Annotated in this window: 18 protein-coding genes; 5 read left to right on the plus strand and 13 right to left on the minus strand. The window is 41.2% G+C overall.

Annotated elements, in window-relative coordinates:
• Positions 1-129: 129 nt before the first annotated feature.
• From AC04NP_RS14640 to AC04NP_RS14655, 4 genes are all read left to right on the plus strand, one after another.
• Positions 130-1,176 (plus strand): DHH family phosphoesterase, encoded by a 1,047-nt coding sequence (locus tag AC04NP_RS14640; protein ID WP_482860517.1) that lies wholly within the window; start codon positions 130-132, stop codon positions 1,174-1,176.
• Entirely contained in the window at positions 1,163-2,119 is a 957-nt protein-coding gene (locus tag AC04NP_RS14645; RefSeq protein ID WP_482860518.1) for an FKBP-type peptidyl-prolyl cis-trans isomerase, read from the plus strand. The genes AC04NP_RS14640 and AC04NP_RS14645 overlap by 14 nt, the downstream gene beginning before the upstream one ends.
• Before the next feature lie 84 nt (positions 2,120-2,203).
• Positions 2,204-3,172 (plus strand): FKBP-type peptidyl-prolyl cis-trans isomerase, encoded by a 969-nt coding sequence (locus AC04NP_RS14650; protein WP_482860520.1) that lies wholly within the window; start codon positions 2,204-2,206, stop codon positions 3,170-3,172.
• A 114-nt stretch (positions 3,173-3,286) separates the two neighbouring features.
• The gene (locus AC04NP_RS14655; RefSeq protein ID WP_482860522.1) at positions 3,287-3,868 is read left to right on the plus strand and encodes a non-canonical purine NTP diphosphatase; all 582 of its coding nucleotides are present in this window, start codon (positions 3,287-3,289) and stop codon (positions 3,866-3,868) included.
• Between the two features lie 367 nt (positions 3,869-4,235).
• Here AC04NP_RS14655 and ccsA (AC04NP_RS14660) read toward each other — a convergent pair whose 3' ends face one another.
• The 7 genes from ccsA (AC04NP_RS14660) to AC04NP_RS14690 form a co-directional block, all read right to left on the minus strand.
• Positions 4,236-6,785, minus strand: a complete 2,550-nt coding sequence (gene ccsA / locus AC04NP_RS14660; protein WP_482860524.1) for a cytochrome c biogenesis protein CcsA — start codon at positions 6,783-6,785, stop codon at positions 4,236-4,238.
• Positions 6,786-6,788: 3 nt separating this feature from the next.
• A complete protein-coding gene (locus AC04NP_RS14665; protein WP_482860526.1) occupies positions 6,789-7,196 on the minus strand; it encodes a cytochrome c maturation protein CcmE domain-containing protein in 408 nt (135 codons plus the stop codon).
• 170 nt (positions 7,197-7,366) lie between these two features.
• The gene (locus tag AC04NP_RS14670) at positions 7,367-7,603 is read right to left on the minus strand and encodes a CcmD family protein (RefSeq protein WP_482860528.1); all 237 of its coding nucleotides are present in this window, start codon (positions 7,601-7,603) and stop codon (positions 7,367-7,369) included.
• 9 nt (positions 7,604-7,612) lie between these two features.
• Positions 7,613-8,275, minus strand: a complete 663-nt coding sequence (gene ccsA, locus AC04NP_RS14675) for a cytochrome c biogenesis protein CcsA (protein WP_482860578.1) — start codon at positions 8,273-8,275, stop codon at positions 7,613-7,615.
• A gap of 148 nt (positions 8,276-8,423) precedes the next feature.
• Positions 8,424-9,092 (minus strand): heme exporter protein CcmB, encoded by a 669-nt coding sequence (locus tag AC04NP_RS14680; protein ID WP_482860530.1) that lies wholly within the window; start codon positions 9,090-9,092, stop codon positions 8,424-8,426.
• A 284-nt stretch (positions 9,093-9,376) separates the two neighbouring features.
• Positions 9,377-10,798: a hypothetical protein gene (locus tag AC04NP_RS14685; RefSeq protein WP_482860531.1), complete on the minus strand. Its 1,422-nt coding sequence runs from the start codon at positions 10,796-10,798 to the stop codon at positions 9,377-9,379.
• A 23-nt stretch (positions 10,799-10,821) separates the two neighbouring features.
• A complete protein-coding gene (locus tag AC04NP_RS14690; protein WP_482860533.1) occupies positions 10,822-11,661 on the minus strand; it encodes a hypothetical protein in 840 nt (279 codons plus the stop codon).
• 243 nt (positions 11,662-11,904) lie between these two features.
• On the opposite strand from AC04NP_RS14690, the gene AC04NP_RS14695 reads away from it, so the two are divergent.
• The gene (locus tag AC04NP_RS14695; protein ID WP_482860534.1) at positions 11,905-12,597 is read left to right on the plus strand and encodes a hypothetical protein; all 693 of its coding nucleotides are present in this window, start codon (positions 11,905-11,907) and stop codon (positions 12,595-12,597) included.
• 331 nt (positions 12,598-12,928) lie between these two features.
• Here AC04NP_RS14695 and AC04NP_RS14700 read toward each other — a convergent pair whose 3' ends face one another.
• The 6 genes from AC04NP_RS14700 to AC04NP_RS14725 all read right to left on the minus strand — a co-directional run bounded on the left by AC04NP_RS14700 (position 12,929) and on the right by AC04NP_RS14725 (position 23,310).
• On the minus strand, positions 12,929-13,156 hold the full coding sequence (locus AC04NP_RS14700) for a hypothetical protein (RefSeq protein WP_482860535.1): 228 nt from the start codon (positions 13,154-13,156) through the stop codon (positions 12,929-12,931).
• Positions 13,157-13,551: 395 nt separating this feature from the next.
• A complete protein-coding gene (locus tag AC04NP_RS14705; RefSeq protein ID WP_482860537.1) occupies positions 13,552-17,082 on the minus strand; it encodes an RHS repeat-associated core domain-containing protein in 3,531 nt (1,176 codons plus the stop codon).
• A 23-nt stretch (positions 17,083-17,105) separates the two neighbouring features.
• Entirely contained in the window at positions 17,106-18,401 is a 1,296-nt protein-coding gene (locus AC04NP_RS14710) for a DUF6443 domain-containing protein (protein ID WP_482860538.1), read from the minus strand.
• On the minus strand, positions 18,395-20,623 hold the full coding sequence (locus AC04NP_RS14715; RefSeq protein ID WP_482860539.1) for a hypothetical protein: 2,229 nt from the start codon (positions 20,621-20,623) through the stop codon (positions 18,395-18,397). Before AC04NP_RS14715 ends, AC04NP_RS14710 begins: the two co-directional genes overlap by 7 nt.
• Positions 20,624-20,701: 78 nt before the next feature.
• Positions 20,702-21,952: a hypothetical protein gene (locus AC04NP_RS14720; protein WP_482860540.1), complete on the minus strand. Its 1,251-nt coding sequence runs from the start codon at positions 21,950-21,952 to the stop codon at positions 20,702-20,704.
• A complete protein-coding gene (locus AC04NP_RS14725; protein WP_482860541.1) occupies positions 21,949-23,310 on the minus strand; it encodes a hypothetical protein in 1,362 nt (453 codons plus the stop codon). Before AC04NP_RS14725 ends, AC04NP_RS14720 begins: the two co-directional genes overlap by 4 nt.
• Positions 23,311-23,473: the final 163 nt, after the last annotated feature.

Below are 23,473 nucleotides of genomic sequence, written 5' to 3' on the forward strand. Positions count from 1 at the left end.
CTCGGTTTTTAACAAAAACATCTTTTACCGCACCATATAAAATATAAATTTTTGTTTTTGGAATTTTTGTATCACTTTTACATTTCACAATTTAGGGATACCTCATGTTTTTGAGGTGTTTTTTGGTTTATGCAAAACCTTAATGCTTTTAAAGAATTACTGGATTCACCCAAAAAGGTCGCCATAACTACTCATCAAAAACCAGATGCCGATGCTTTGGGCTCTTCCTTAGCATTAGCAGCGTTTTTAAAGAAAAAAGGCCATAAGGTTTTTGTAATTTCACCCACCGATTATCCCGCATTTCTCAACTGGATGAAGGGGGACGATGAGGTCATAATATACAATCAACAAAATGAGGGCAGATCACATAAGATTATCGAAGAAGCTGAGGTGGTATTTTGCCTGGATTTTTCCAGTTTGCATAGAATTAATGAATTGGGAGAAAAAGTAAGGCAATCGTCGGCAGTAAAGGTTTTAATAGACCATCATCTTGACCCTGAAGACTTTGCTGATTTCACCAAATGGTCCACAAAGGCTGCCGCAACTACCGAACTGCTTTACGAACTTATCGTTGAAATGGGTGATCAACATCTTATCGATAAGGACATTGCGGAGTGCCTTTATGCCGGAATAATGACCGATACAGGGTCTTTCAAACATCCGAACACAACCAAAAATGTGCACCTGATTACTGCAGCCCTGATAGAGAAAGGTGCGGATGTATCGAAGGTCAGCCGCTTTATTTATGATACCAACTCCCTGGAAAAGTTAAAATTCATCGGTTATGCTTTAAGCGAAAAGTTGGTGGTTCTGAAAGAATTTAATACCGCCTACATTTCTATCAACGCCGAGGAATTATCAAAATTCAATTCCAAAACAGGAGATACCGAAGGACTGGTTAATTATGCCCTTTCTATAGAGGGAATTGTCTTTGCAGCTATCATCATTGACAGAAATGACATGATTAAAATGTCATTCCGGTCACTGGGTGAATTTTCGGTCAATGAGTTTGCCAAGAATCATTTTGATGGCGGCGGGCATAAAAATGCCGCAGGGGGGAAATCAAACCTGTCATTGGAAGAAACACTCAAACTATTTGAAGAACTGCTGCCCCGTTATAAGGAAAAACTAAATCCACTTTTAAAAAAACCATATACAACCAATGTTGAAAACTAAAAATCTGATGTTGGCCTTTGCAGGCCTGTTGTTTATTGGCCTTCAGGCTTGTGAAAACAATAAATTGTCCGGAACACTCGAGGGCGGCATGGAATATGAATTCATTAAAAATGTCGACGGACAGAAAACAGTGGATGGGGATTTCATAACCTTAAATGTAATTTACAAAAATGAAAAAGATTCCGTTCTGGGAAGTAGCCTGGATGCCGGTGTACCTTTTGTAATGCGAAAAGATTCTACATGGGGTGCATCAAAATCCTTCGAAGATTGTTTTAACCTGCTGGACAAAGGAGATAGTGCCGTATTCAAAATCCCGGCCAAATCATTATTCAAAAATCAATTACCCCCGGATATAGGTGCGGAAAGCGTCATAACCATTTTTGCCGGGTTGGAAGATATACTCAACGAAGAGGAATTCAACGAGAAATCCATGGAATGGCAGGCCATTCAAAGAAAAAAGCAAATGGAGCTGACCCGGAAAAGCATCCTGGAAAATAGCAAAGAACTGATTGATGAACAAGGGGTTACCATCGATAAATATATTGCCGACAATAGCCTGGAAGCCCAAAAAACTGAAAGTGGATTACGCTATGTTATCTCTGAGCAAGGAAACGGAGCCATACCAAATCCTGGCGACAGGGTCCAGGTAAATTACACAGGAAAGCTGATGGATGGCACCGTATTTGACACCAGCGTTGAAGCCGTTGCCAAAGAAGCCGGCGTGTACACTGAAGGGAGATCCTATCAGCCGTTTACCTTCCAATTGGGTTTCGGCCAGGTAATTTTAGGATGGGATGAAGGCATCGGGCTGTTGAACGTAGGTTCCAAAGCTACCATCTTTATCCCCTCACCGCTAGGCTATGGGGAAAGAGGGGCCGGAGAAAAAATCAAACCGAACGCTATCCTGGTTTTTGAGGTTGAATTAGTGGACGTTGTGCAATAATTAGCAAAGTTTTTTCAATAAAATGTTCTGAACTTCGTATTAAAAATAGTTGTTGTCATAAAAATTACCCTAAATGTAGCGGATATGAAGACAGACCTTTACAAAAAATCATACCTGTTTTTTTTTCTCTGCCTCACTGCACTTGTGGCCTGCAACTCAGACGATAGCATTGATCCATCGGAGCAATTAAGGATAGATCAAGGCAGAATTGAAGAGTTCCTGAACAGCAACGGGATTACCGCACAGCAGGCTCCTGCAGGCTTTTATTATAATCCTGTTTTGAGTGATGAAAGCGGCAGGGAAATTGAAACCGATGACATCGTTTCCATTTACTATACCATATCTATATTAGATGGACAAACCCTGCATACCGTTGATACGCCTGATGATCCTATACAGCTATCTTTTGGCGGATTCGGGGCCATACCATTGGCATTGGAGGCAGGGCTGGAAGTAATGAGAGAAGGTGAGGTATTTGACTTTTACATGCCCTCCGGTTTAAGTTACGGCACTTATTCTTACAAAAATCTAATTCCCTCTTTAGCGCTTACAAGACTTCAGGTGCGTGTGGTAAGAGTGGACGATGAGGCGTCTCAGCGGGAACTCGAAACGGAGAGAATTCTGACCTACATTGAAGATCAGGGCCTTGAAGGTGAAGAAGCCCGGGAAAAAGGCTTGTATTACATACAAACCGAGGCCGGAGAAGGTGAATTGCCCAATGAAGGTCAGAATATAAGCGTACATTATACGGGTACCTTTTTGAATGGTGAAGAATTCGACAGCTCCTTTGACCAGAATCAGCCTTTGACTTTCCGGCTTGGCGCAGATCAGGTGATAGATGGCTGGGACCTGGCTTTTAAAGATCTCCGGGAAGGTGAAAAGGGAATTATTTTCATTCCTTCACATTTGGCTTATGGCTCCAATATTTATATAATACCACCGGCTATCATTCAGGATCTGGTAAACCAGAACAGTATTCCCCCGCAAACACCTCCTGGCATACCACCCTTTTCTACGTTGGTTTTTGAGGTTGAGGTGGTTGATATTCTTTAGGTGAAAAGTAAGGTTCGGAATTTACTTACATGACATTATAGTCATCGTATGGCTTTGAGCCAGGCTATGACTGGTGGTTGAATATTAAAGGTATGACTTTATTGTGTTAAAAAAATGAAAATTTGTTTTGCCACTAACAACCAAAATAAACTAAAGGAAATCAGATCCCTGATCGATGATAGATTTGAAATATTAAGTTTGCAGGATATAGGGTGTGAGGAGGAACTGCCGGAAAACCAGGAAACCATAGCAGGCAACTCGCTGGAGAAGGCACAATATGTCTATGACCGGTACCAGGTCAACTGTTTTGCCGATGATACCGGTCTGGAGGTCGATGCGCTCGATGGCGAACCAGGTGTTTATTCGGCCAGATATGCAGGCACCCATAGAGACAGCGGTGATAACATCAGGTTGTTGCTGGAAAACCTGAAGTCCGAAGAAAACCGGAAAGCCCGATTCAGAACAGTGATCAGCCTGATTAACGATGGAAAAGTTGATCAATTCGAGGGTACTGCCGAGGGTAGAATCATCGATGACCTGAAAGGGTTGCATGGGTTTGGTTATGACCCTGTATTTATTCCCGAACACTCGGATAAAACTTTTGCGGAAATGACTTTAGAGGAAAAAAATCAGCTATCCCACAGGGCAAAAGCCATCAGTAAGCTGGTCAGTTTCTTAAATACGCATGCCAAATGAAGTAATGAAAGTCTTGCAAGATTAATTCTTCATGCAAGATTTGGGTCTGTACAATAGATATCACTCTTGTTTTTTGGTTGAATTTTACTGGCTTCAACGACTAGTATAGCGCTGAACCTACCCACAAATGCGGACGAGTATGGCAATCTTTCCCCTGCATAATCCAGTCCTCGTTTCCAACGAGGATTTTATGGCTCCGAGTTTGTAACTCAATTTATCAAATAGGAATAGTGCTCAAAAAACGTTGCCCAGGCATTACAAATGCATGACCATGGCATCCGCATTAGCTTGGTACCAGGCTAACCCACAAATGCAGACGATAACAAGCGATAATAGGGTACGATGTCAATAAGATTCATTAATAGTGTTAACTACGTAACTCAGTACCCTTGTTTCTCATTGTGATGAATTCAAGGTACCGGCGTCTGATAGCGATAATAAAGCCGAGCATCATCACCAGTGTGCCAGTCCATAAAACGTTGATTCCGGGCTTTTGAATAGCCTTTAAGACGATAAAATCCCTTTGCGTAGTTCGTACTTCAAAAGTGAATTCATTGGTTGAAGGGTGGATTTTGGTGAAAACAATTTGTATCCCCAATTCCTGCAAAGTCTCCGGAATCCTTCCCAACATCCTGTCCCTGATGACATATAAAGGTTCCACCGTATAGTTCCCATCATTGCCAAAAATAGAAATAGAAGCCCTGACAGCCAGGTCCGATTCATTCAACCCTAACGCTACGACATCTTCCACCCTTTCAACCTTATCGAGGATGGTAACAAAGTCATTGATAAAAAACCGCTCGCCTAATTTCACGGTATGTGATTCGGGATCGCTCCATTCAATTTCTTCTTCAGGGTTAAGATAGGGGGCATAGTTAAGGTGAGTGTATAAATCCTTAGCAAAGTATTTTTTGATGTCAGGAGATGCTACATTGCCCATATTTTCATTGATTTGTATCCTGGGGTACAAAGAAAAATTACGGCCCTTTTCATCTATGTAGTCCACCTGGAAGTAAACATTCTCAGGATGTATTTTTACCGTGTCACCTTTTTTGGCATAGGCTTTGCCATTGATGTTTATATCTTCCAGCGCAATGGCTCTGGTCCGGTCCTCAGTAGGGGCCAGGTTGTTGTAATCGACATATCCGGGTATGCCTTTTACATCTAAACGCCTCCCTTTATAGGTTAAATCATAAGGCTCCATCCTGTAGGATTGATTTAAGAACAGCACGATGTTTTCAAGGTTAAACTCTTCCTCTACATCTGCAAATATTTTAAACCCACTTTTATTTAAAGAAACCACCTTGGAATATCCGGTTGAGAATAAAATGCCAATCAGCATCAGGGCTATGCCAATGTGGGCAATGGCCCCTCCCGCCAGGTTGATGTTATTTTTAACCAGTTTTATCAAAATGCTACTGTTGGCCACCACCGAATAAATACTGGCAGTCAGCAATAGTATGTAGCTGAATTCCTTAACTTTTCCAAATATGATTACGATTCCTGTCAGGATCAATGTGATAATAAAAGGATAAGTCAAAGCTGCTTTCAACTTTTCTTTATCAATTTTTTTCCACCAGAAAAACTGTCCTGTTCCTGAAAACAAAGCCAGGAAAATAGCAAACCAAAGCTGTTTACTGGAATAAAATGCCACCTGATCAGATGGGATTGCAATATTGCCAATCCCACCAAAGAATTCTATAATTTCATTAAATACCGGTATGGATGTGGCTACGATCACCTGGAAAGCCATGAGACACAGGGTAGTAGCCCCCATAAAAATCCAAAACTCCCGTGAGTAAGTAGATACTTCCTTGGCAGACTTGGGGAGATCTTTCCAGCGAAAAATAACCAGGGAAACTGACAGCACCAAAAATGTCAGTAAATAAATCAACAGTTGTCCTGACAAGCCAAGGTCTGTAAAAGAATGCACCGATGCATCGCCCAGCACTCCGCTACGGGTTAAAAAGGTAGAATACAAAATCAGGATAAAAGTAGCCACAATAAGAATTACAGAGGCTTTAAGCGCGGTACTGCTGTTACGATAGCTGATCATAGTGTGATAGCTGGCCACCAGTGTAAGCCAAGGTACAAATGAGGCATTTTCAACAGGATCCCAGTTCCAGAAACCACCAAAATTCAAGGTTTCATACGCCCAGTAGCCACCCATCAATATGCCTGTGCCCAACGCCAGGGCTGAAACCAATGACCAGGGTAAAGCCGGCCGGATCCATTCGGTGTATCTTTTTTTCCATAAGCCACCGAGACAAAATGCAAAGGGCACCAGGGTAGTGGAAAACCCTAAAAATAACGTGGGCGGATGAATAGCCATCCAGTAATTCTGGAGCAAGGGGTTAAGCCCGGTGCCATCGGCTGGGACAAAATTCGGATTTAACCTGAATATTTCATCATTATGAAATACGTCCCGTAGCAAGATGAACGGATCACTTCCGATTTTGAGATTAATACCCGGGATGACCACACCCAATATCATGGAGGTAAGAAAAGCCTGCACCAGCGCAAAAATCGTCATTACCGGAGCTTCCCAATACCTGTTAGTAAATATAATGACCAACCCCAGGACTACATTCCAGAATATCCATAGCAAAAAACTACCCTCCTGATCCTGCCATAAGCTGGAAATCTTATATATATTGGATAGATTGCGATCCGAAACTTTCCAGGCATAGTGGTACTCGTAATAGTAGTTGGTAATGATATGAAAAAGGCAAAACACGGTCGCAAACACTGCAGCGGCATGGATAAAATAAGAAGTTCTGGCGAACAGTTGCCATTGACCCGCCTTTAAAGGATTATCACTCGAAGATAAAAAGTAGGAAATAGCTGCCGAGGCAGAAGAAACAAATGCAATAATGATCATTAAATGCCCCAGATTCCCAACAAAAGAATGTACCATAACTTATAAGGGCTTTATTTCAGTTTCCTCATACTTGGACGGACATTTTAGCAGGATCTTGTCGGCAACAAAAGTTTCATTATAATAATTTCCTATTACCACTACCTTCTCAGATTTTGTGAAATCAGCCGGTACCGGTTCTTTGTAAAATACAAGCTGTTCCTGCTGGCTGTCATCTACCATGATAAATGAAAAAGATAATCTGTCATTACTGGGCTTAATTCCGACGACTTTTCCCTGGCCATCTTTCTTCAACTCGCCTACGACATGTACCATATTATCATCTCCATTCTGTTTCATTTCTTTGGCAGTTTTAAAATTAACGTAGGAACTGGCATCACCGGCAGTGGAGATAACTACACTCACGGCAATAGCTATGACAACTAATAAAAATATATGTGATTTCTTCATCTCATCCAGATTTATACTCGACCATCCTTATGGCATTATATCAGTCCAAATTAGAACCGCTAAAATGCCGGAAAAGTTTATGCAAATTTAAAGTAAAAAGCATTAAAACCTGCTTTTTATGACAATAACCTTCTAAGCATTGGTGATCATTGGAGGAATGGGTGGATTATTCAGTGGGTTTTTTTTTCCAGCCTTCGTAATTTTCGGTCAATAGCGATGACATAAGTGAGAATACCCCCCATTACCAGGGAAATCACCAGCACCACCACATATATTTTTCCGTTTTCCCTCATTTTGTCGGCCATCTCAACTTCGGTGTTATGATAGTCCTCCTCGGTGACCTCTATTTTCTGCGCAAAAGACCGGAGAGAAAGCAACAAAAGCGTTATTACCAGGTATTTTTTCATCGATATTTTTTAATGCTCTGTTTTCAAATACAAGGCTTTTATCCTTATCCTGAGACTTGCCAGCCACACACCCAAAAGCGTCCATCCGACAACTGCCGGGTAAAAGACCAGTCTCAATTTGCTATCCAGGTCATACGCATTGAAACCAGGGTTTCCACCTTTTCCGGGATGCAGAGAGTTTTCGGCCATTCTTGGCAGGACAAAAAGCAATGGAATAAAAGCCGCGAAGGCAAAAATATTATACACACCACTTACCGTACCCCGCCTCTGTTCATCTTCGATAGAATTTCTGAGCACCGCGTAGGCCAGATAAATCAACACAGCAATGGCCGCGCTGTTCAATTGCGGGTCATTTACCCACCATGCCCCCCACGTAAACCGCGCCCAGATACTTCCGGTGCCCAGTCCCAGGCCCCCCAACAACAGGCCGACATTGGCAAATTCATTGGCAGCGGCATCGTGTATGGGATTGTTTTTGTGGAGGTATTTGATGGAATATATCATGGAAATAAATAAAATGATCACCATCGCAAACCACATCGTCACATGAAAATACAGGTTGCGGATGGTCTCATTTAATATCGCCAACCTGGGCACGTCAAATAATAAGCCACCTATAATGGTATAAAGTACCAGAATGACCGTTATTATTTTCCACCAGGTTTTTTTTATGAAGTCCATTCGATAACCCCCAGACCCCTTTCAGGGGCTTTAGTTTAGATTTTGCTCAAAGATAAGGAAAGCGGATTAAAGATTGATAATTAAATGGGATGATAGTGCCGGCTAAACCTTTGGCCCTATCCGGGGGAATTTAGGTGGCCTAGCTTCGCCAGATATAGGGGAACAACAAATACGACACTACACCTACAATCACATTAATGGACAGCAACGTTACCATTTCATTATAACTTTCACTACGGGCGATGCCATCGATGGCGTTTTTTGAGATTTTGATGACCATTAAAATAATAGGCAGTATTACGGGAAAACCCAATATAGCCATAAGGGTACTGTTATTGCTGGCCTTGGCAGCTATACTGGAAATCATCGTTAAAGAAGTAGAAAAACCAAGGGCCCCTAAAAAAATCCCCGCTGCAAACAATACCTGATCCTGTACTTTATTCCCTAAAACCAGCGAGTAAACCAAATAAGCCAGGATGGTAAGGGCCAGCATCAAAAAAACATTGTAAACTGTTTTGGCGACAATAATACCATGGGGGCTGACGAGCGTGTAATAATATAGTTGCCTTTGCTCCCTCTCCTGGATAAAGCTTTTCGTGATGGCATTGACCGCATTGAAAAGCATGATAATCCAGAACAGCGCATTCCAGGTGATCACATTGAGTTGCGACATGTTGAGGTTAAAACTGAGATAGCACACAAAAATGGTGCTGCCTACATACAACAACATTCCGTTCAACGCATAACGCTGCCTCCATTCCAGGATGAACTCTTTTTTGAGCAGTATTCTAACTTCTTTGAATAACACGACACAAAGTTAGCAGGAAATGCCAGAAAAAAACAAAGCATAAGTTCTCGCTTCCGGCAAATAACCGATTCTACTTGAAAAGAGTATTCTGAGCGCTCATCCTGGCCGTCCCTTACAAAAAGAATGCCAGGCTCCCATGGCGCGAGCGGACGTGGTTGTTGCACTACGTTTTCAACAAAATTCTCTGTGTCTCTTTGTGCCTTGGTGCCTCCGTGGTGAAAAATGGTGAACCACCAAGGCACAAAGAGACACAGAGGTTTTTGCCGATGATGGGTGCGTAGGTGTTAGATTTTTTTTAGCTGGAAGCCGGTTTTAAATATCCAGGGACTTCGGTAGGGGCTTTCGCCTAGTTCGTGGAGGAAGTTGTAGATCAGCATGATACTGGTGTCGATTTTGGGGTGAACGCCGATGGTTTTACCGGCACCTGCCATGAAGCCAGGTATCCAGGCCGAACCGGATCCCTCTGAGCTTAGGTTTGGCAACACACGATTACTTTGCTCATAACTTGCGAAGGCAAAAAAACCTTTCATCACATCATGTTGAACGAAGGCATTGACGCCGTATTGATTCTCCGGGATAGTGATTTGCGTGGTTTCAAATTCCCCAAAGGAACACCTGTAAGTACCGCCAATGCCCATAACAAAGTATTTATTAAACATATATCCCAGAGACGGCGAAAAATCCAGGGAAAACGGATCCAGGTTAATTACTTGGAAATTGCCGCTGACAAAAAGTCTTTCCTTAAAAGGTTTTCCTTTAAGTGAACTTTTTTTGACAGCGGTGCCCAGGTCATTGGAATTTTCCACCTTACTATAAATCCTTTTGAGCTTACCCATTTTCTTTTGTACTTCTGTGACTTTATCCTGATGATGAGCGAGGAATTCGATGGCTTTCTCTTTGGCTTTTTGCCTGCCTTCTTCCTTCAGAAATTCCCGGTTTCCAAGTTGTTTGAGTTGTGGCTGGTATTTTTCACGCGTATTCCTGATTTCTTCTACCAGCGCCTTTTGTTGCTGAAACTGTTCCATGCCAGCTACACCCTGGCTCTTTTCCAACATTTTCTCGGCCGCCTGTTCCATTTGCTCGCCGGCTACCTTCTCCACCATCGCCTGCATACTGTCCGGGTGATTGAGATGGTCCTTATATTGATTATAATATTCCTGGTAGGGGATAATTTCGCTTTTTATATCTGTTAACTTTTCTTGTGCGTCGCCTAATGGTGCACCTAACGTGTTGTTCGCTTTGGGGTTGATTTCGGCAGTTGATACAGGCAAGTCTTTATTTACAAGTTCTTTACCCATGGTTTGTGCCTGATTGACTGGTGTATCCATTTTTTCGAAACCGGGCAGTTCACCTCCGTCAGACATCGTCATGGAAGAAATCCCGATATCTTTCCCCTTTTGAACAATCTGATGGTTCATTAATGTATCCATCACCACTCCTCTCTTTCCCTCCAACCTTCTCATCAAGGTGTACACACTGTCAGATTTTTTCTTCAGCACTTTATCCAAACGACGCAGGTATTTGATACTGTCTTTGGCATAGTATTTCCGGTATTTGGCCAGTTTCTTTCGAGGATCTTCGATTTCCTCAATCTTCTGCCGGTGCTTTTCGGATAACGGAATTCTGACCTGCCCTATCCCATTGATAGGACAATGTATCACGAAAATGATTATGATGACGACGTATTTTATTAAGGCTCTACTCATGCGAATCCGGCGATGCGGGTGAATTAATTCTCCAGGGTTTCTATTCTTTTTTCGAGTTTCTCATTTTTTTGCATTGCTTCCTGTAACAATTTATTTTGGTCGATGATATATAATGTCAGTTCTTCAATTTTCTGCAATAACTTGATTTGAAATTCACCCACTTCCAGGCCATTTTCCAGCATTTCCTTTTCTGAGGGGATTTCAGGAAGATGTTTGTTTCCTTTGATGAAGGCCTCGAGTTCATCAAGTTCCTGAAGTTTGTAATTATCCTGAAACACATGGTCGGCGCTATTCACAATCTCTACCTTAACTTCTTCACTTCGAATTTTTCCATCGACCGTAAGTTTTTCCGTTGGGTTTGTGATGCCAATCCCGACATTGCCGTCGGTCACGATCAAATCACCTGAGATGGTGTGGCTATCATCCGGAAGTTTATTGTAAATTTTCAATGTCCCTCCATTATCAGAAAGGTTGGCATCACTTATATCTCCCAGAGTCAATGTGGCATACTTTGATTGAAGGATTTCAAAGGTCCCCGTATTGACACCACTGGTTGCCTTAACCCAGAGTTCGGTTTGGTTACCAAAATTAATGATAGCAAATTGAGGCTGATTCCACGCGCTGTAACCCATGGTTTGGTGTTCCTGAATGATATAACTTCTGGCATTGATAAATGCGATTTCACCTTTGGCTATTGAAGGATTATGGGCAGTAGCATGACTGTAATAATATTCAATGAATGCATGTCTGCCACCTTTTGTAGCGACACGGTACCATTTACCATCACCCGGCAAAGTAAAACTCTGTGAAAAGGAACTAAATCCTATCAGTGAAAGAAGTAGTAAGCAAGTTATAGTTTTCATGTTTTCATCATTTAAATTTTCAAATTAGCCCTCAAAGAAACATTGAGCGTTTAATTAAAAGGAAATAGATTCGCTTTATAAATAACTACCCATACGGGCATTCTAACTAACCAGTGCAATTTAAGGCGGGCTGGTGACACAATATGTCACCGAGCAAATTTATCTTGTCATCGAATAGCTTGATTCGACCACTTCATATATTGAAGTAGCGATTTAGTATATGAACATCAAAAAATCTTAAAAGTGATCATCATAAAAACAAAAACCTTTCTCATCGGCATAATTTTTATGGCATTCTTTGTATCCGTCAATGCGCAATTCAATCCAATCGGAACAAATATCCTGCATACAGAGAGGAAGGTAGGCATTGGAAATACAGCTCCCGGTTTTAAGCTCGATGTTTATGATAATTCAGGCACTGATGTAATAGCGAAATTCAAAACCAACGATGGATTCATTGCTATTGCCGCAGCAGGCAATTCAACAATTAATCCTACTTATGGAAATTACATTTCCTCCTTCAATGCAGATAATACCTACAGAGACCTGGGGTTAAAAACAGCTCCCGGAGTTCCACAATTTATATTGAAAACAAACGGAAATGTCGGCATCGGTACGATTAATCCTGGTACTTTCAAGCTGGCAGTCAATGGTAAAATCCGGGCCAAGGAAATCAAAGTAGAAACCGGCTGGTCAGATTTTGTTTTTGAAGATGATTATAACCTACGTCTCCTTACTGATGTCGAGGCATTTATCCAAACCCATAAACAACTGCCAGACATTCCTTCTGCCCAGGAAGTGGAAGAAAACGGCGTAAACCTGGGAGAGATGGAGTCGAAGCTACTACAAAAAATTGAAGATCTCACCCTTTACATCATTGGGCAAGAGAAGAGGATCAAACAGTTGGAAGAGAAAATTAAGCAAACGAATCAATGAAATTAAAGAAAACTCTGAACAAAATGCATCCATAGACCATATTGAATTTAAAGGATCGTTAAAAAGCAATAAATAGATCAGGTGCGTGTAATGATCATTATATTATTTGGGCTCTTGTTCTAAATGCCGGATGAGCTGAAGCTTGACCACTCCAAAAGGGTTATGTATATCTAATTCTCCTATTGAACTATTTTTGATTTTTTCAAATCTACACTATCAAATAGATGACTCACAGGCTAGGTGAGCCTGTCACATGATATTCCAGGATAAAGTAGATTACAGAGGGTGGCATGTGATGTCACCCCGGGAAAACCTTATTACAAAAAAGAATTTATTCCTTATAAGTATAACTTCGCCGCAAAGGTTCGTAGTGGATTTCCTTGCCTTGACTTTTGATCATCTCGAGGTAGCGATAGATTTGTCTTTTGGAAACTGATAACTTAACAGCCAGTTCTTCCGGTGAGCCGGTGGCTTTCATTTTGATCAGGTGATCAATGCGTTGCATGCGATTCATTATCTCTTGGATTGCCATAGCCAGAAAATTTAATTTCGTCTCCATCCGATGCCTGATTTGAGGGATCAGATATAAAAAAATTTTGTGAATAGAAAGTAATAATAAATTGGTACAAGCAAAAATCAATTCTTCCGGCAGAAATGTACCATTTGATCTAGTAGGAATAATCTAAATTTGAAAGACCAAAAAAATAACAATTTGATATTGAATTATTTAGACCCCGGTGATAAGGCTTTCTTAAAGAAATTTTAATTCATCATGAAATAAAACAAATGTAAGTTTTATGCAAAAAAAAAGCATCTTTTTTAAGAACTTTTTAAATGATGCCTGATTAAAAAGGGAAATGTGGCCGGTGTTGTAAATTACTAATGACATTATTCAACGTACTTATATCTTCTATTGTTATTTTGATTTATAACCAGTCCCAAAAATCGATCTGTTTAGAGTCTTTTTGAAAGCTTAACTTTCTCCGGATTTCGAGTCTCAGGTCTTTTAGATTCTTCAGTTTTTTCAGCATATATTTTCGTCTCTAAAATTACTTTAACAATCTTTCTAGACAAATCTAAAAATAGAGTGGAGATATTTGCCGGACGAGAAACTAACTTATCAACTTCTTTTGGTCTTTGTCTCTTTGGTCTAGGTTTTGGAGTGAATTTGTATTTGTCCCGTCTATAATTATCACCTTTCGTAGACCTAATCCTTTTATTTCCCAATGTCCTACCGGAACTAGAAGTCAAGTAGCCAATATTTGCCCCTAAAACAGCTCCACTAACAACGTAATAACTCCAATTATCTTCATCAGCAATTAAACCTACACCCGCGCCCAAAGCCGCTCCAATCCCAGCTCCCGCTAATGTTGACCCAACAGCACCTAACCCAAACAGCCCCCCATCCGGATTAACGCCATTAACCGGCGAATTCCCCATCCCCAAATACGGACTCGCATACTGTTTATATGGATCCATACTAGTCCAACGGCCCAAAAAAGCATCATATTGCCTCAACTCAAAACCATGCCAGCCGGTGTTTTCATCCAATTCTGCATATAATCCCTGATAGCCATAGGCATTGTCCAGGCTACTGGGCTTCTGGTAGGACAAAGCTTTGATCTGACCGCCAAAGGGGTAGTAATCTGCTGAATTGGTTACCTGCAAGCCCCAGGTGTTTTTCCTATGGATGATGATGATGTCGTCAAACCAAACATCTACGTTTTCACTGCTTTCGTTGGCTACGTAGACATACATGGTGCCGTTTACCGGTACGTTGATATCAGCCAGGGCCAATTGTTCAAAAGCATTATTGGCACCCGTGGTGATTTGCTGGTAGCCAAATTGTTGAAAAACATTATTGTTATCAAATATCAGGTAATTGATATAGGCCTTGGGCACCTGGGTACCGCTACTGACAATTCCGGAAGAGAGGCCGGGCAAATTAGCATCAAAGCCCTGATACAATGCCTGTGTTTCACCACCATTGACTATGCCAAAAGCACCGGTTACCGCAGCCACAAGATTATTGATGACAGCGCTACTATTAGTGGTAGATTGAGAATATTTAGCAAATACACTTAAACCGACTTTGTCTCCCGCACTCACGGTAAATACCTTTCCGGGACCAATGGCACTTCCGGTACTACCGTTTAGTCTTGCAGCCTCATTGGCTGTACCGTTGACTTTGTGATCAGGGGTAATATTGTAAGTGGAATTGCTGGCGCGAGTGGATAATTTTACGAAGTCAACGCTTTCTTTGGCAGTGTTTTCAGTTTCCATGGTGGCCTCATAGACATCCACTTCCTTCATGTAACCAAAAGTCAAACGGGTATTCCCCTGATGGTCGGTCAAATAATATTCATACTCATAATCATTGCCATTTTTAATCACTCTGCCCTCATCAGTCCATAAAAAGGATAAATGATTGTCTTCATACTGCGCAACCCCTACATAATCGATTTCATTTATTACCGTATTGCCCTCCAGTATCCTCTTTTTAAGCTTGTTACCGGCCGCATCATAGGTATATTGCACTTTTTTGTTACCATCCAGCGCCACTTCTTCAGGAAGGTTTAAATAATTATACCCGACACCTACCACCCCTTTATTCAAGTCATATTCCATATTTCCATTTTCATCATAATTATACTCAGTAGTAACGGCAATGCCATTTTTAAACCCTTCATCATGACCATTATCTTCTACACTTTTTAATTGATTGGTACTACCGTAATTATAGCTCAACCCATCAATTCTTGTTCTGCTACCTCCTATCCTGGCATACCTGTTCAGGGATTTGATATTACCATTTTTATCATAGGCCAGATTATTGACATCATAATGCCCCGCACTGCCTGTCCATGTATTTCCGGATTTAGTAGCATATCTGGCAGTTTTTAATTGATTGAGGTAATCATAGGTATAGGCATAAGCCTTTTCAACAGGATCATCGGCCAGGTTGTTTGTTTGCCATTTTATAGCAGATATATTTCCACTGAATTGTCTTTGCGTATTTGATCCATTGAGGTTTATGGTGGACTGATTATAAATTAACTCCATGCCAAACAAATCGGCCTGGGCCATATTGTCAGTGCCGTCATTACTTAGTGCACTGTTGTTGATATGCGTCAGCCAGCCTCTGATGTTATACTGCAAATCAACAGACTGCAAAAAGCTGGTACCATTATTATTGCTGTGGAGGTTTTTTTCAATTAACCGGCCAATTTCATTATATTTCAAAGAAGCCAGCAATACCCTCGGATTATTTTCAATGGTCAGATAATTCCTGGTAACCCGGCCTGCATGGTCGTATTCATATTCCCTCAATAAGTCGACATCTTCTGAGGAAGTGCGGTGCCTGTAGGTGGATTTCAGCATTCTGCCGCTGAAGCTGAAATGGTTGGTAATCTTATCTATTCCCCCTTTGTGATTTTTGTTGTAAACCTGGATCACCTGGTAATCATCGTCATAATAAACGACACTGTTCAGCCAATTAGAACTACCCAAAATCTTAATTTTGGAACCTGTCGACAAACCCTTTACAGCGGTTTGCCGGGTGTTGTTATATCCTGGTGGATTATTGAAATTATAGGCGGTTTCCGTATTTTCAGCATCCCAGGCGGGGTTGTTTTTAAAACTATAACCATCAAAATAATTCACTGTCAACAAATCATTGACAGTGATTGCTGTCGGATAGGTAGCTGTAAAACCATAGCCGGTAGCAGAATTAGCAGTGTTTTCATATCGGTTGTTACTGGCTTTGACATGATTGATCATGGTGTTGTGATTGGCATTACTTTTATAAATACCTGTCATAACTGCCCTGTTGAGGCGGTCATACTTTACAAAAGTCCACTCCCTGGTTGATTTTGAGCGCTGGAAGCCATCCTGACTCATCACAAGTCTGTCCCATTTGTCATACACGTAAAACACCCAATCCGCTCCGGGGTCTTTTTGCTTAATCAGCCGTTGCTCCTCATCATATTGGAACTGGTACATATAGGTTTCCTGGGCATATACAGGCGTTACACCTATGGTTATCGAAAAATTCCCTTCCGTTGCGGCATTGTGTTGAAATCCGGGAGCAAGGGTAATGCTTCCGGGGTTGTTATAAACGTAATTGTTAAAATTCTTAGGAGGTAACGTTAAAGGGGTATCCACGAAGGCTATTGGATTCTGTCCGTTTGGTGCGGTTAGTCTGAGGTTAGCTGATGCTTCGGGGGGAATAATGAAACGCAAATTCCCGTAACCATCGTACACATAGTAGGTTTGCAGCCAGGTGGTAGCATTCTCCTGTACCTCTCTTAATATCATAAGACCTCTTGAATCTGAATATTCACGCACTTTTCTGTTTTCTTCATCGGTACTTTCCACAAAGGTAAGGGTATTTGCAGGATATTCGCTGGTGGAAACAGGTAGGTCATTCACTATAGTCCATTTTCTGCATGTATTTCCTGCCGCCACTTTCAACCGGGTAGTCACTTTTCTATTGTTATCTTTCCACTTTAAAGAAAAAGCATTGAGCCAAAACTCATCGGTGTAGTCACTTTTCTATTGTTATCTTTCCACAGCTTGCCCGGGCCAAAGGAATTCAGCACTCTGTTTAGCGGTGTGTTTTCAAATTCATTTTCAACAAATGGACGAAGGTCCCGCACTACACTATTTTGGGTGCTGTTGTAAAAGTTAGCCTGTTCACTGACAGCATTAGGTCTGAAAACACTGTTGACGGCCGTGGCATTACTGTTTGCCATGTAGGGTAAATAGTTCTTTTTTTGAAGTCCCTGGTTGTCATATTCAAAAAGCTGTATGATATTGTTATTGTTATATCCTGGGGGTGAGGTCTTTAAATAAGCCTGCTGTATTGGGCGGCCCAGGCCATCAAAATAGTTGATAGTGACGTTTTTGTCGTTGGTCGATATACTGCCCGGGGATGTCGATCCGACCAACATGTTCTCAGCCTTCACATAATTGTAGTTGGAACCATTTTCACCGGTGTAATTGTATTCATAACTGGCCACTATTTTATTTTCATGGTCCCTAACTAATTTCAGGCGGTTGTAGGCGTCATATTCAAATTTTGTAACCAAACCATTGTGGTCTGTGACCGTTTCAACGCCTACCAGGCTCTTATAGGTATAGGATGTTGTAAAGTTTTTTCCACCGGTACCCTCATCAACAACCACGAAGGTTAGGAGGCTTTTTGTAGCATCCCAATTGTACTTGGTGACTATTTCATCACGGCCTTTTTCTTTAAGTAAATTTCCATAGTTGTCGTCATAGTCCAGATAGGTATGAATCAGGCGCATATCGGTTTCGTATATAAATTTTCCTTGTTTGTTTATGCGAGCTTTTGTGTAATTAGACAATGACCTCATATCATTCAATGTCCAAACTGTGGAGGGAAGATACATTTCTGTATTTCCTATACCTTCTTTCTTAAATTTTATCAAGGTAGCATTGACCAGTTGAGTGCCATTGTTGTCGGATACCCATTCCTGAGTTTCCACTATTTGATGGGTCATATGGCGATCTACCATTGATTGAAGGGCACTGACGTTTTCGCTCAGGTTGGCCTGATTATTACAAGCATCCCGGGCATTATTGCATGCATCAATGCAATTTCCATCTCTTGGTGGACAACGATCACGACATCGAATATATTCATCAATACAGATGCCGGACAAATCAAAATCTGTGCTGTATTTGTACTGATTGATATATTGTTCGGTTTCTCGGGGGTTATAGCGCTTGACCTCGGTTAATTGCAAATAGTGTGGGTCAAATGTGTAATCACTTACCAAAACGATTTTCTTGTTCTCATCACCGGGAAGTCCTGGTCATAGGTTGCTGTTGTTGATTTTTTTAGAAAGACAGGTTTGCTTATGTATTCATATATCCCGGTAGCATATAAATCGACATTGCCGGTTTGAGACAAAAAACCAGGATAAAATCTTGATATATAACCTTTTACGACTCTTTTAACTGGCTGTTCAAAATCATATTCATTGGTTATCTTAGAAATTATCTGGCCACTACTGTTGTAAACCGTCCGGCTTTCCAATAACCCCCTCTCAAAGGCCTTTGAAGTATTTGGAGTAAATGTGTATGGCTCGTCCTGAATGAAAGACCCCGATGATATCTTTGAATATGATCCCCCCGGATATTTTGTGAAATATGCTTTTTCAGGTTCAACATCTCTATGGTCATAGCCGTTGTTATCCGTTTTAAATCCGGTATACTGATATTCTATTCGACTTCCATTGGAAAAACTTTCGCTTACCTTAGTATATCCAACATTTAATCCATTCAGATCAAACAGGGGCACAAAGGATTCGGAATAAATGATACTGTTGGATTTTATAGTAAATCCATTTATCTGTAATATACCGAAAAAAAAGAAATAGTTCGGTCCAATTTGTCCAGTCCTGGTGCTAACATAATAAGAAGGATTACGTAAACCATTGCCTTCGAGATAATTGAAAGTTCTGACAATATTTTTGTTGGCATCGACTCCGTCGTGAGCGCTGATTTTACGAATCCTCAGGCCGCCATATGCCCTTCCTCCAATTGCATTGCCTTCATATTCAAATTTGGTGGAACCACCTGTTGGCAGAATAATATCGGTTAACATGTTTGCTTTGGCAGATGAAGTTAAAGGAGCTTTTAACTGCCCGGAAATATCGATATTACCATCGTTAATATCAGGTGTTTTACTGTAAGGGTCCCGAAGGCAAGGGTGAAATAACGGGTAATTTTCCCTGCCATTGAAATAGCCCCAATGATCGAGAAAAACGCCATTCCTGGCTGGTAAATGAACATCTTCATTGTATTTAAATTCTCTGAAATTGATTGGGTTTGAACGGGTATTTTCCTTAATTTTCAGGAGTTTCAACCTATAACAATCACTGCTATTACACCAATCATAATTATCCAAAGCGTGCCCCGGTTTTGGCAAAGTGTAATTAGCATCAAAATAACCATATTCAAAAAAGTAAGCTTTAACTACCTGACTTGAAAGGTTTTTGATTTCAATTCTATCTAAATACTTACCATTCATTAAATCACGTCTTTGTGTACCTGTTCCTAAAAATGTGAATTTTACTGTTGCCTTTGAGGTTGTTATTTCATTTAGATATTTAGGTGATAAAATCCTTATTCTTGTATTCCTTTCTTCACGGTTATAACATTTATCTACATTTATATCAGTTGTTTCAATAATCTCAGAATAATAGTTATACTCAATCCGGGATCCGGCAGAATAAGTAAAAGTAATTTCATCATTAAAGGCAGACCTCGCTTTGGAAAGATACCAGGCAGACTCAAATTCGTATTCATTATTGGTATTATAATTTTCAAATTCATCCATTGTGTTTTTGGAAGTTTTTTCTATCGAAGCTGGGGTGTCACCAAAGGTGAATTTGGTGCCGTTTTCATCGGTAATTTCCCAATAACCAATTCCTCTTGGTCCGATGGCAGGCTTGATTTTCAAATTTTGATAGGGGATAAGTACCGCATCACCGTTATAGTCCAGGACAAAACTTCCTGTTCTTCCCATAAAGTTAAAGTAAAATACATCCGGCTGTCCGTCCTGTATTTCAGTGGCAATCTCCCAATGAGATCGAAAGATATCGGAATTTGAAGCAGGGTCTACCGTCACATTCCTACCATTCCTGTTTATCCAATGGTCAGGCAACCCTCTAACCACTCTTGTAATCGCTCCACCTGCATTCAAATTCCAGCCCAATCCATAGGAACTGGCCACATCCTGCACCTTAATCCCCGAGGCATGATAACTTAAGCTGACAGGCACAGATAACTGCCTTCCCGGCAAATCATATAAAGGCACCTCTATTGCTGGCAAACCGTTATAATAATTCACCGGCACATTCGCATACTCCAATAACGCAGAGGCATTAGGTGATGGCGGAACAGGAACGCCTTGCCCAAGGCCAATCCTGGCATGGGTCATTAGCGCAAGAAAAACAAACGTTAGTCTGGTAAAACACGTATTTACTTTATGCATTTGATTACAGTTTTGTAGTTCAATGTAAAATTTAATGCGACGAGGGGTGTGGTCGCCAAACTGTCACTCCTCGTTTGTTTATTTTCTTTCTTTCATCAACTGTGTATTTATCGCTTCAAGTTTCTTGATTCTTTTCTCCTGGTCTATAATGTAAAGGGTTAGTTCTTCAATCTTTTGCAAAAGCTTCGAATCCATTTTACCCAGTTCCACGCCATTCTCTTCCACCTCCTTTGCCGAGGGGATTTCAGGCAAATGTCTATGGGTTTTAATATATTTTTCCACCTCATCCAGTGTGGGAAGATCATAATCATCCTCAAATACAAAATCCGACCAGCCCGTTTCCACTTTGATCTCTTTGGCCCGGATGTTTCCGTTGACTGCCAGTCTGAATGAGCCTGGGTTTCCTGTACCTACGCCAAGTCTTCCATCTCTGGTTAAAATCATTTTTGTACCTGCCACAAAATCCGCGTGGCTTAATGATTTGGGAAAGTTGCCTTCTGATTCATGAACAATAAAATTAAATCCTCCTTTATTAGGAATTAGGATTGTCTGAGCGTCATTGGCGCCTGATCCCATTATATTCCATTGGTTAGTGGTGAAATCCCAGTAAGCGTTGTGAGAAAATATGGCTCGGGCAAAGTCTGTATCCGGGTCATACAATGATTGTACAATGGCACCTCCTGTACTGTTATGATTAAGACTGCGAATATATCCGGCTCTTACATCAAGTTTGGCTGCAGGATTATCGGTACCTATACCGACATTGCCATTAGGCGTTATCCTCATTTTTTCAGTCGTCCCTCCACCATTAGTCCAAAATGAGATAAAACCGCTGCCACCAAAGGAAGCCATTCGAAAGTTGCTGATTTCGCTTTCCCCGGCGAATCCAACAGATGCCGCGGCGGCCGCATCTGATGGCCTTCTGAAAAAGACTGTTCCCGAATTACCAGCCCTGCCTACAATCATGTCGCCATTCACGTCTAATCTTTGATCAGGACTGTTAGTGCCGATACCTACATTTCCTTCGGTAGCATTTGGGTTAATAATCACGTTATTCCAGTTGCCTGCACCGTAATCGTAAGAAGATATTACTCCATGATTGCTGGTTGCATCATGATATAATCTTAGACCCTTACCGGCATTGGCACCTAAGCCTGCACCATTACCTCCGGTCAACCATAGAGATTGTCCTTCAACATGAAGCTTGGTTGCCGGCGAAGTGGTTCCGATCCCAATATTAACCCCAGATTGATGGATTTCATCGTACTGCGCTACGGCGTGCACTTCCACAAATAAAAAGAGACAGATTGTGCAAATAGATTTTTTCATTGGTTGGTTTTGTTTAGATTTTTGATTTTCTCATTCAGCTTGATGTTCTCATTTTTCAAGTTTTTAATTTCTTCATTAAGGTCGATCATGTACAAAGTCAGCTCTTCGATTTTTTGCAAAAGCTTCGAATCCATTTTGCCCAGTTCCACGCCATTCTCCTCCACCTCCTTTGCAGAGGGGATCTCAGGCAGATGTCTGTGGGTTTTAATATATTTTTTCACCTCTTCCAGTTTGGGAAGATCGTAATCATCCTCAAATACAAAGTCTGACCAGCCCGTTTCCACTTTGATCTCTTTGGCCCGGATTTTTCCGTTGATTGCCAGTCTGAAGGGGCCTGGGTTTCTTGTACCCACGCCAAGTCTTCCATCTCTGGTTAAAACCATTTTTGTGCCTGCCACAAAATCCGCGTGGCTTAGTGATTTAGAGAAGTTGCCTTCTGATTGATGAACGATAAAATCACCCCCCCCTTTATTGGGAATTAGTATTGTCTGGGCGTCATTGGCGCCTTGTCCCATTATATTCCATTGGTTGGTGGTGAAATCCCAGTAAGCATTGTGGGAAAATATGGCCCGGGCATAGTCTGTATCCGGGTCATACAATGACTGTACAATAGTACCTCCTGCACTGTTATGATTAAGACTGCGAATATATCCACCTGCTACATCAAGTCTAGCTTTAGGATTAGTGTTACCCACACCAAGCCTTCCATCTCTGGTTAAAATCATTTTTGTGCCTGCCACAAAATCCGCGTGGCTTAATGATTTGGGAAAGTTGCCTTCTGATTGATGAACGATAAAATTAAATCCTCCTTTATTGGGAATTAGTATTGTCTGAGCGTCATTGGCGCCTTGTCCCATTATATTCCATTGGTTGGTGGTGAAATCCCAGTAAGCATTGTGGGAAAATATGGCCCGGGCATAGTTTGCATCCGGGTCATACAATGATTGCATTATGGTACCTCCTGCGCTGTTATTATTAAGGCAACGAATACGTCCCCTCACATCAAGTCTAGCTGTAGGATTAGTGGTACCTATACCAACATTACGATTACCTTTTAGCGTCAAAATGCTAGGCTCACCAAAAAGGCCTGAAAAGTGCAAATCGGTAGTATTACCTTGTACCCAGTCGGTGCCCCATTGAAACCAGGCGCTTTGAGAAGGTGTATGAGCCAGTAACCTTAGTTTTGCCTGGTCTCCGTCAATTCTCAGTTCCTGGACGCCGGTTCCGTCACCAATATGTAACTGCGACTCAGGGGAAGTATTGTTGATACCTACTTTTGAGCCAGTATCAAATACCGCCTGTGCTTTTACCAAAATCGTTGTAAAAAAGAAGAATGGAATAATTAATAATTTTTTCATGGTTGATAATTTGAGCTGTTTGAAGATATTTCAGTGATTAAGCTGGTTGTATAGGCACATAAAGTGTTTTGTGATTTTTGTTTAATTACTATGTCGGGAAATAAATCTCCTTCGATCATTAAGACAATGATCAAACGAAATCGCCTTTCGCATAAAGCTAGTA

The organism is Agaribacillus sp. DX54 (assembly GCF_056858335.1).

Excerpts from the sequence above, each read along its gene's own strand:
- AC04NP_RS14640 (WP_482860517.1), top strand. The coding sequence starts at position 130 with ATGCAAAACCTTAATGCTTTTAAAGAATTACTGGATTCACCCAAAAAG.
- AC04NP_RS14645 (WP_482860518.1), top strand. The coding sequence starts at position 1,163 with ATGTTGAAAACTAAAAATCTGATGTTGGCCTTTGCAGGCCTGTTGTTT.
- AC04NP_RS14650 (WP_482860520.1), top strand. The coding sequence starts at position 2,204 with ATGAAGACAGACCTTTACAAAAAATCATACCTGTTTTTTTTTCTCTGC.
- AC04NP_RS14655 (WP_482860522.1), top strand. The coding sequence starts at position 3,287 with ATGAAAATTTGTTTTGCCACTAACAACCAAAATAAACTAAAGGAAATC.
- ccsA (WP_482860524.1), bottom strand. The coding sequence starts at position 6,785 with ATGGTACATTCTTTTGTTGGGAATCTGGGGCATTTAATGATCATTATT.
- AC04NP_RS14665 (WP_482860526.1), bottom strand. The coding sequence starts at position 7,196 with ATGAAGAAATCACATATATTTTTATTAGTTGTCATAGCTATTGCCGTG.
- AC04NP_RS14670 (WP_482860528.1), bottom strand. The coding sequence starts at position 7,603 with ATGAAAAAATACCTGGTAATAACGCTTTTGTTGCTTTCTCTCCGGTCT.
- AC04NP_RS14685 (WP_482860531.1), bottom strand. The coding sequence starts at position 10,798 with ATGAGTAGAGCCTTAATAAAATACGTCGTCATCATAATCATTTTCGTG.
- AC04NP_RS14690 (WP_482860533.1), bottom strand. The coding sequence starts at position 11,661 with ATGAAAACTATAACTTGCTTACTACTTCTTTCACTGATAGGATTTAGT.
- AC04NP_RS14700 (WP_482860535.1), bottom strand. The coding sequence starts at position 13,156 with ATGGAGACGAAATTAAATTTTCTGGCTATGGCAATCCAAGAGATAATG.
- AC04NP_RS14715 (WP_482860539.1), bottom strand. The coding sequence starts at position 20,623 with ATGCATAAAGTAAATACGTGTTTTACCAGACTAACGTTTGTTTTTCTT.
- AC04NP_RS14720 (WP_482860540.1), bottom strand. The coding sequence starts at position 21,952 with ATGAAAAAATCTATTTGCACAATCTGTCTCTTTTTATTTGTGGAAGTG.
- AC04NP_RS14725 (WP_482860541.1), bottom strand. The coding sequence starts at position 23,310 with ATGAAAAAATTATTAATTATTCCATTCTTCTTTTTTACAACGATTTTG.